Genomic DNA, 8,048 nt, shown 5'->3' with positions numbered 1-8,048 from the left:
AGGGCTGCCAGGGGCTGGAAATGCGGATCCAGCCGGTTGAAAGCCGACGCAGGCAGAGCCTCGGCTGCTTCGATGGGCACTTTTTCAACGGCCTGCTAAAGGATCGCGCCATGCCCGCCCGCCGTCGCTCCACCGCCCACACCGGATCGCAGGCCGGCGGTCGCGCCCGGATGCTGCCCCAGGGCTCGGAGTGGACGTTCGACGCCTTGCGCCAGTACGACGCGGCACTGGCCCGTCTGGCCGAGCGGCACCGGCTGGACTTGTATCCGCACCAGATCGAGATCATCACCGCCGAGCAGATGCTCGATGCCTATGCCTCCATCGGCATGCCGGTGCTCTACCACCATTGGTCTTTCGGCAAGCACTACCTGGCCCATGCCAAGCAGTACCAGCGCGGTCAGATGGGGCTGGCGTACGAGATCGTCATCAACGCCAACCCCTGCATCGCCTACTTGATGGAGGAAAACACCCTGACCATGCAGGCGCTGGTGATCGCGCATGCCGCGTACGGCCACAACGCCTTTTTCAAGGGCAACCACCTGTTTCGCACCTGGACACAGGCCGATGCCATCATCGACTACCTGGTGTTTGCCCGCAATTTCATTGCCGAATGCGAAGAGCGGCATGGCGTGGCGGCGGTCGAGGCGCTGCTGGATGCCTGTCATGCCCTGATGAACGTGGGCGTGGACCGCTACCGCCATCCGGCCAAGCTGTCGCTGGAAAAAGAGCGCCAGCGGCAGCGCGAGCGCGAAGCCTATCTGCAGCAACAGGTCAATGAGCTGTGGCGCACCTTGCCGCAGGTCCGCGGGCGGCAGGCCAGCCCCCAGCCGCCCCGTTTTCCCGAAGAGCCCGAGGAGAATTTGCTGTATTTCATCGAAAAGCACGCTCCGTTGCTGGAGCCGTGGCAGCGCGAAGTGGTGCGCATCGTGCGCAAGGTGGCGCAGTATTTCTACCCGCAGCGCCAGACCCAGGTGATGAACGAGGGCTGGGCCACGTGGTGGCACCACCATCTGTTGCACGGTTTGTACGAAGAAGGGCTGGTGGGGGACGGTTTCATGCTGGAGGCCCTGCACATCCACACCAACGTGGTGACGCAGCGGCCCTACCACCATCCCCATTACGACGGACTCAACCCTTATGCGCTGGGCTACGCCCTGTGGAGCGACATCTACCGCATTTGCACCGCCCCCACCGAGGAGGACCGGGAGTGGTTCCCCGACTGGGCGGGCAGCGACTGGCAGGAGGCCTTCGACTTTGCCATGCGCAATTTCAAAGACGAAAGCTTCATCGCGCAATACCTCTCGCCCAAGGTGATGCGCGATTTTCGACTGTTTGCGGCTGTGGACGACGACAGCCAGCCGCGTGTTCGCATCGAAGCCATCCACAACGAGCAAGGCTATCGGCGCTTGCGGCATTGGCTGGCGCAGCAGTACGACCTGGGGGTGCGCGAGCCGGACATCCAGGTCTGGAACGTGGACACGCGGGGCAACCGCACCCTGACCCTGCGGCACCAGATGCGCGACCGCCATCCCCTGGCCGACAGCGCCGAGGCCGTGCTGCGCCACGTGGCGGCGCTGTGGGGGTTCCCGGTGCGCCTGGAGTCGGTGGACGACAAGGGCCAGGTGCGGCAGACGCGGGAGCACGCCCCGCAGCGGGCTTGACGGGCGATCAGGCCGCTCCGGCTGGCAGGCTGGCGGATTCGTCCAGCCGGAACCACAGCGCATACAGCGCCGGCACGAACAGCAGCGTGATCACGGTGCCCACGGCCACGCCGCCGATCAGCACATAGGCCAGCGGCCCCCAGAACAGGTCGAAGGTCAGCGGCACGAAGGCCAGCACCGCGGCCAGGGCAGTGAGGATCACCGGTCGGGCGCGTTGCACCGCGGCCTCCACCACCGCCGGCCAGGCGGCCATGCCGGCATCGAAGTTGTCCTGCACCTGCTGGGTCAGAATCATTGTGTTGCGCATGAGGATGCCGGCCAAGCCAATGAGGCCCAGCAGCGCGACGAAGCCAAAAGGCTGGTTGAACAGCAGCAACGCCAGCACCGCGCCAATCAGCCCCAATGGGGCCGTGGCCACCACCATGAAGGTGCCGGCGAACGAGCGCATTTGCAGCATCACGAAGATCAGCATCAGCGCCACCATCACCGGCTGCAGCTTCTGGATGGAGCGGTCGGCTTTGCCCGAGGCTTCGACCGTTCCCCCGACGTCGATGCGGTAGCCAGGCGGCAGCGAGGCGCGCAGGTCCGCCATTTGCCGCCACAAGGCGTTGGAGACGTCCGGCGGCTGCGCGCCGGCCACATCGGTGTGCACCGCCAGGAAGCGCTCGCGGTTGTAGCGCTTGATCACCGGGTCTTCGTAGCGCACCTCGATCTCGCCGAGCTGGCTCAGCGCGACGGTGCGCCCTTCGGGCGTGCGCAGCTCGATGCGCTCAGGCAGCAGCACGCCGCCAGCGCGTTCGGCGCGGGCGCGCACTTGCACGGTCCGGATGTCTTGCCGCACCTCGGTCACGGGCACGCCATCGAGCTGGAATTGCAGCTGTTGCGCCACATCGCGCGGCGTCAGCCCCATCAGGCGCAGGCGGTCCAGGTCGGTGTTCAGATGCAAGACCGGCGCACGCTCGTCCCAGTCCAGATGGGTGTTGAAGGTGTTGGGGTGCGCCTCCATGAGCACGCGCAGCTCGTTGCCGATGCGGCGCAGTTCGGCCGGATCTGGGCCAACGATGCGAAAGCTCACCGGCCAGGGCACCGGCGGGCCGAAGAGTAGCCGGGTCACGCGCACGCGGGCTTCTGGAAACTCGCCGGCGTCGATGTGGGCGTGCAACGCGTCGATGATGCGATCGCGCGTGGCTTCGTCGTAACCGATGGCAATGAGCTTGGCAAACGCCGTGTCTGGTTGCTCCGGGTTGGCCGAAATAAAGAAGCGCGGCGCGCCGGCACCGACGTAGGACGACAGGGTGCGCACTTCCGGCATGTCGGCCAGGATGGCTTCGAGGCGACGCACCGTGGCATCGGTCGCATGGATGCTGCTGCCCTGTGGCAGATTGACGCTGATCAGCACCTCGGGGCGGTCGGAGCCGGGGAAGAACTGCTTTTGCACCACCTGGGCCATGAGCAGCACGCTCAGCGCCAGCAGCCCCACGGTGCCCAGCACCACCGTCTTGCGGTAGCGCACGCAGGCCGTGATGAGGGCGCGCAGCCGGCGGTACATCGGCGTCTGGTACAGGCTGCCGCTGTCGTGCTTGGCGTAATTGGGCAGCATTTTCACGCCCAGGTAGGGGGTGAAGGTCACGGCCACCAGCCAAGACACGATGAGCGCGTAGGCCAGCACCCAAAAGATGTTGCCCGCGTATTCCCCCACGCCCGATTGCGCAAAGCCGATGGGCACGAAGCCGGCCACAGTGACCAGGGTGCCGAACAGCATGGGCGCGGCCGTCACGTTCCAGGCGTGGGTGGCGGCACGCACCCGGTCCCAGCCTTCCTCCATCTTCACGATCATCATCTCGATGGCGATGATGGCGTCATCCACCAGCAGACCCAGCGCGATGATGAGCGCGCCGAGGGTGATGCGGTCGAGGTTGACGTGCGTGAGCTTCATCAGCAGGAAGGTGAGCCCCAGCGTGAGTGGCACCGCAATGCCCACCACCAGCCCGGCGCGCCAGCCAATGGCCAGCATGCTCACACCCATCACCACGGCCACCGCCACCAAGAACTTGATCTGGAACAGGTCCACGGCCTGCGCGATGGCGTCGGTCTGGTTGGTCAACACACTGAGTTCCATGCCCAGCGGCAGGCGCGCCTGTTCGGCGGCGACGAATTCCGCCAGCCGCTGGCCGAAAGCCAGGCCGTTTTCGCCTTTGGCCATCACCACGCCGAGCAGCACGGCATCTTCGCCGCGGGCGCGGACGAGGTAGCTCGGCGGGTCTTCATAGCCTTGGCGCACGGTGGCGATGTCGCCCAGCCGGATCAGGCGCTGACCGATGCGCAGCGGCAGCGCAGCGAGTCGTTCCGGGTCCGAGAGGTTGGCGTCCACGCGCAGATGCGCCCGTGGCCCGTCGAGGTCGAGCGCGCCGGCCGGGATGAGTTGGTTGCTGGCGTCGATCGCGTCGAACACCGCCTGGGGCGAGATCCCGAGCTGGTTGAGCCGCGCCATGTCAAAGTCGATGAATACCCGCTCGGGCCGTTCGGCCAGCAGTATTGCCTTGTGCAAGCCCGGCACGCGCTGGAGCCGGTCGCGGATGGCTTCGGCCTCCCGGGTGAGTTCGCGCATGGGCAGGCCCGGCGCCGTGACGGCCATCAGCGAAAAGTACACATCGGCAAAGTCGTCGTTGACGATGGGGCCGATCACCCCGCGCGGCAGCCGCCCGGTTTCGTCGGACATGCGCTTGCGCACCTCGTAGAACAGGTCCGGGACTTTTTCGCTGGGGGTGTAATCCTGGAACTCCACCTGCAGGTCGGCGCGGCCGGGACGAACGGTGGTTTCGATTTTGTAGAGGTATTCGACCTCCTGGATGCGCTTTTCCAGCCGGTCCACCACTTGCGACTGCATTTCCTCTGCCGTGGCGCCGGGCCAGACGGCTGAGACCATCATCACGCGCACGGTGAAGGCCGGGTCTTCGGCGCGGCCCAGTGACACAAAGGCATACACCCCTGCCAGCACCGACAGGATGATGAAAAACAGCGTCACCGCACGCTCGCGGACGGCGAGCGCGGAGAGGTTGGGAAAGCTCATGGGGTCAGCTCCCGCACGGCCATGCCCGGCGTCAGGCGATGGGTGCCCAGGGCGATGACCCGATCACCGTTGCTCAGGGGGCTGCGGATGCGGGCGTGGTCGGCCTCCAGCGCCAAAACGTCCACCGGCACAGGCTCTGCCCGCCCTTCGACGACGCGCCAGACGCGCGGCCCTTCGGCGCGCTCGTCCAAAGCGCCCAGCGGCACGCGCTGGACCGCGTCGTCGCCAGACGGGGAGGCGCCGTCGAGCTGCAGGCGGACCACGGTACCCAAAGGCCAATTTTCGGCGGCGCCAGCGATGCGGTAGCGGGCACGCCAGGTGCGGCTCTGGGGGTCGGCCGCGCCGGCCACCTCGCGCAGCGTCACACGGGTGTCGGGGGCGTTGGGTTGCAGGATGCGGCCATTGCTGGGCGCAGCGGCGCTGGGCAGGTGCACCTCCACTTCGCGCTCACCGGCCTGGGCCAGCACGGCCAGGCTCTGGCCTGCGGCCACCACTTGGCCGGCTTCGGCCATGACCTCGGTGATCACCCCATCCCGAACGGCACGGACTTCGGCATACCCACGGGCATTGCGTGCCTGGGTGGCCTGGGCGCGGGCCGCGTCCAGCCGGCTCATCGCGTCGCGCAGGCTCAGCTCCATCCGGTCCAACGTCTGTGGGCTCACAAAACCCTGGGCGACGAGTTGCCGCTGGCGCTCCAGTTCGCGCTGCGCCGTGGTCATGGCCGCCTCGGCGGCGGCCAGCTGCGCCACCGCCGCTTGCTCGGCCGCGGCCACGTCGCGCGGATCCAGCGCAAAGAGCAGCTGGCCGGCGCGCACCGTCTGCCCCGCCTCCACGTGCCGCGCCAGTATTCGGCCCCCGATCTGGAAGGCCACGGCGGACTCCTGGCGGGCCTTGATCGTTCCTGACAGCGTGATCGCATGGCCCGATGCGCTCTCGACAGGGGCCATGCGCACCCAGGGGGCGGGCGTCTGGACGGCCGGGGTGGCCTGTGGGCGCGAACATGCCGACAAACCCAAGGCCAGTGACAGAATCAGGGCCATTGGGGCCCAGGAGGCAAAAGCTGACATGGTGTGACGCTGTGCGAAGTGGAAGTCGAGCGCTATTATTGAACAATGTTGTACAGTAATCATCGGCCAGAGGAATCTCCCCAACAAAGGCCCTGGATTTGGTGGAGGCGGTCATGCCGCGCCCGGTAGATCCTGCGAAAAGACGGGTAAGCGGATTAAATGGTTGATCTTACCTTTGCATGAGAGTGAGACAGACCGGCATCTCATCGGATTATCTGGTTGATGCTTTACCTACTGCTGGTGCATGTTTCCTTCGCTAATTCCAGCAAGAACCCCACACGCCTCAACTTCCCGGTCATCGTTGCAACTCGCTCTCAGTGAAACGAGTTGTTTCTCAAGCGCTTGCAGAGCGGTTATCTGCGACCGCACATGAGAGATGTGATCATCGAGCAAGGCGTTGACGGCGGTACAAGGCTGATGAGGGTCGTCCTGATAGCTCTGTAGTTCGTGAATCTCAGCCAGTGACAGGCCCAGGATTCTGCAGCGACGGATGAAGGCCAGCCCCTCACCATGCTTCTCGGTATAGACACGGTAACCGTTGTCCTGCCGATCAGGCGGCGGCAACAAGCCCTGCTGTTCATAGAAGCGGATCGTCTGTGTTTCGACCCCTACCAACTGCGCCAACTGACCAATGCGCATCAGCCTCCTCCCCAACGGATTCTTTACTCTATTGACCTTATAGTAGCTTTATAGTTTTAAATGGTACCACAACATTGTTCAAGTGGAGTCGTATCATGAGCAAATCCTGTGGTGGCGCCTGTGGCGGTGATGCAACGTCCGCAGCGGATACCGATATACAGGCCTCCTCCGAGGCGCCAGGGAGATGGGTCAGTGTTTATGCCGTGCCGAAGATGGACTGTCCATCAGAAGAGCGCATGATTCGCCTGGCCCTGAACGGCGTTGAGGGGATTCGGGCACTGTCCTTCGACTTGTCGAACCGCCGGTTGAAGGTCGTGCATGACGGCGAGGCTGAGCCCATTACCGCGAAACTGGCGACCTTGGGGCTAGGCGCCTCGCTTCAGGAAACCGTCGCTGCAAATCCGGAGACCATCAAGGCCGCCGAGTTTTCGGCAGCTTCTGCTAAGCAAGAATCCGGGACCCTACGCTGGTTGCTCGGTATCAATGCAATCATGTTCGTGGTGGAAATGACTGCTGGCCTGATCGCCCAGTCTACCGGCCTGATCGCTGATTCCCTGGATATGTTTGCCGATGCAGCCGTCTATGGCCTGGCTCTCTATGCCGTAGGGCGCAGTGCGAAAATGCAGGTACGTGCCGCGCATCTGGCAGGGGTACTGCAACTGATTTTGGCTATCGGCGTACTCGTCGAGGTGGTGCGACGCTTTGTATTCGGTAGTGAGCCAGAATCGATGGTGATGATGGTTATCGCATTCGTCGCATTGATTGCCAATACCAGTTGTCTGCTGCTCATATCCAAACATCGGGAGGGCGGGGCGCACATGAAGGCAAGCTGGATATTCTCGGCCAACGACGTGGTGATCAACCTGGGGGTCATCACCGCCGGCGCTCTGGTCGCGTGGACCGGGTCCAATTATCCGGATCTGATTATCGGCACCATCGCGGGGGTAATTGTACTTAACGGTGCTAGACGCATTCTGGCGCTCAAGGATTAAGCAATGTCCATTTTTGGCAAACATCTGTCACCGTACGCTCTGTTGTCCATCTCCGGCCTGCTGGCAGCGTCTGATCAGGCCGTAAAATGGCTGGTGCAACAATCAATGGCATATGGCGAGTCTATTTCAGTGACCTCATTCTTTAACTGGGTACACGTATGGAATACCGGTGCCGCATTCAGTCTTTTTGCGAATGGTGGAGGCTGGCAGCGCTACTTTTTTATCGGAATCGCGGTAGTGGTCTCGATTTTTCTGATCAAGCTGATCCTTGAAAATCGTCATAAAGGAGAAGCCATCGCTTACAGTCTTATCCTCGGTGGCGCCATGGGCAACCTGATTGACCGGGTCTTTCGCGGCTATGTTGTGGATTCCTTTGATTTCTATTGGCGAGACTGGCATTGGCCGGCCTTCAACCTGGCTGATATTGCAATTGTCCTCGGTGCCTTACTTTTAGTTTCCAGCAGCTTGTTGGGTAAAAAAGCAAACACCAATGCCGAGTCGGATGGATCTGACTGACACCTACGCCTATACAACACCATGACCGAACTTCCCGACAACATCCTTCACCTGCCGCAATACCAAGTACTGGGCTGCAAATCAACCGACGACGAAATGCACT

The 8,048-nt window shown here is 63.3% G+C and carries 6 protein-coding genes; 3 read left to right on the top strand and 3 right to left on the bottom strand.

All coding sequences use genetic code 11. The annotated features are described in order from the left end of the window. The first annotated feature begins 110 nt into the window (after positions 1-110). Positions 111-1,661 carry a SpoVR family protein gene (locus tag DFR43_RS13535; protein ID WP_211338674.1) on the top strand — a complete coding sequence of 517 codons (1,551 nt, stop codon included), beginning with the start codon at positions 111-113 and terminating at the stop codon, positions 1,659-1,661. 7 nt (positions 1,662-1,668) lie between these two features. On the opposite strand, the gene DFR43_RS13530 is transcribed toward DFR43_RS13535, so the two are convergent. From DFR43_RS13530 to cadR, 3 genes are all read right to left on the bottom strand, one after another. Then, positions 1,669-4,731, bottom strand: a complete 3,063-nt coding sequence (locus DFR43_RS13530) for an efflux RND transporter permease subunit (protein WP_133599579.1) — start codon at positions 4,729-4,731, stop codon at positions 1,669-1,671. Next, entirely contained in the window at positions 4,728-5,798 is a 1,071-nt protein-coding gene (locus tag DFR43_RS13525) for an efflux RND transporter periplasmic adaptor subunit (RefSeq protein ID WP_211338673.1), read from the bottom strand. Before DFR43_RS13525 ends, DFR43_RS13530 begins: the two co-directional genes overlap by 4 nt. A 231-nt stretch (positions 5,799-6,029) precedes the next feature. After that, positions 6,030-6,437 carry a Cd(II)/Pb(II)-responsive transcriptional regulator gene (gene cadR, locus DFR43_RS13520; protein WP_004364961.1) on the bottom strand — a complete coding sequence of 136 codons (408 nt, stop codon included), beginning with the start codon at positions 6,435-6,437 and terminating at the stop codon, positions 6,030-6,032. Positions 6,438-6,532: 95 nt separating this feature from the next. Between cadR and DFR43_RS13515 the strand changes: the two genes are divergently transcribed. Both DFR43_RS13515 and lspA read left to right on the top strand, forming a co-directional pair. After that, positions 6,533-7,429 carry a cation efflux transmembrane domain-containing protein gene (locus DFR43_RS13515; protein WP_133599578.1) on the top strand — a complete coding sequence of 299 codons (897 nt, stop codon included), beginning with the start codon at positions 6,533-6,535 and terminating at the stop codon, positions 7,427-7,429. Between the two features lie 3 nt (positions 7,430-7,432). Further along, positions 7,433-7,945, top strand: coding sequence for a signal peptidase II (lspA, locus tag DFR43_RS13510; protein ID WP_004813174.1), 513 nt, complete (start codon positions 7,433-7,435; stop codon positions 7,943-7,945). The last annotated feature ends 103 nt before the right edge of the window (positions 7,946-8,048 follow it).

This window comes from Tepidicella xavieri (genome assembly GCF_004363315.1).
In the GTDB taxonomy this organism is placed as follows: Bacteria; Pseudomonadota; Gammaproteobacteria; order Burkholderiales; family Burkholderiaceae_C; genus Tepidicella; species Tepidicella xavieri.
The sequence above is the reverse complement of the archived record's forward strand: the minus strand, read 5'-3'. Positions and strand labels throughout refer to the sequence as shown.

Excerpts from the sequence above, each read along its gene's own strand:
- DFR43_RS13535 (WP_211338674.1), top strand. The coding sequence starts at position 111 with ATGCCCGCCCGCCGTCGCTCCACCGCCCACACCGGATCGCAGGCCGGC.
- DFR43_RS13530 (WP_133599579.1), bottom strand. The coding sequence starts at position 4,731 with ATGAGCTTTCCCAACCTCTCCGCGCTCGCCGTCCGCGAGCGTGCGGTG.
- DFR43_RS13525 (WP_211338673.1), bottom strand. The coding sequence starts at position 5,798 with ATGTCAGCTTTTGCCTCCTGGGCCCCAATGGCCCTGATTCTGTCACTG.
- cadR (WP_004364961.1), bottom strand. The coding sequence starts at position 6,437 with ATGCGCATTGGTCAGTTGGCGCAGTTGGTAGGGGTCGAAACACAGACG.
- DFR43_RS13515 (WP_133599578.1), top strand. The coding sequence starts at position 6,533 with ATGAGCAAATCCTGTGGTGGCGCCTGTGGCGGTGATGCAACGTCCGCA.
- lspA (WP_004813174.1), top strand. The coding sequence starts at position 7,433 with ATGTCCATTTTTGGCAAACATCTGTCACCGTACGCTCTGTTGTCCATC.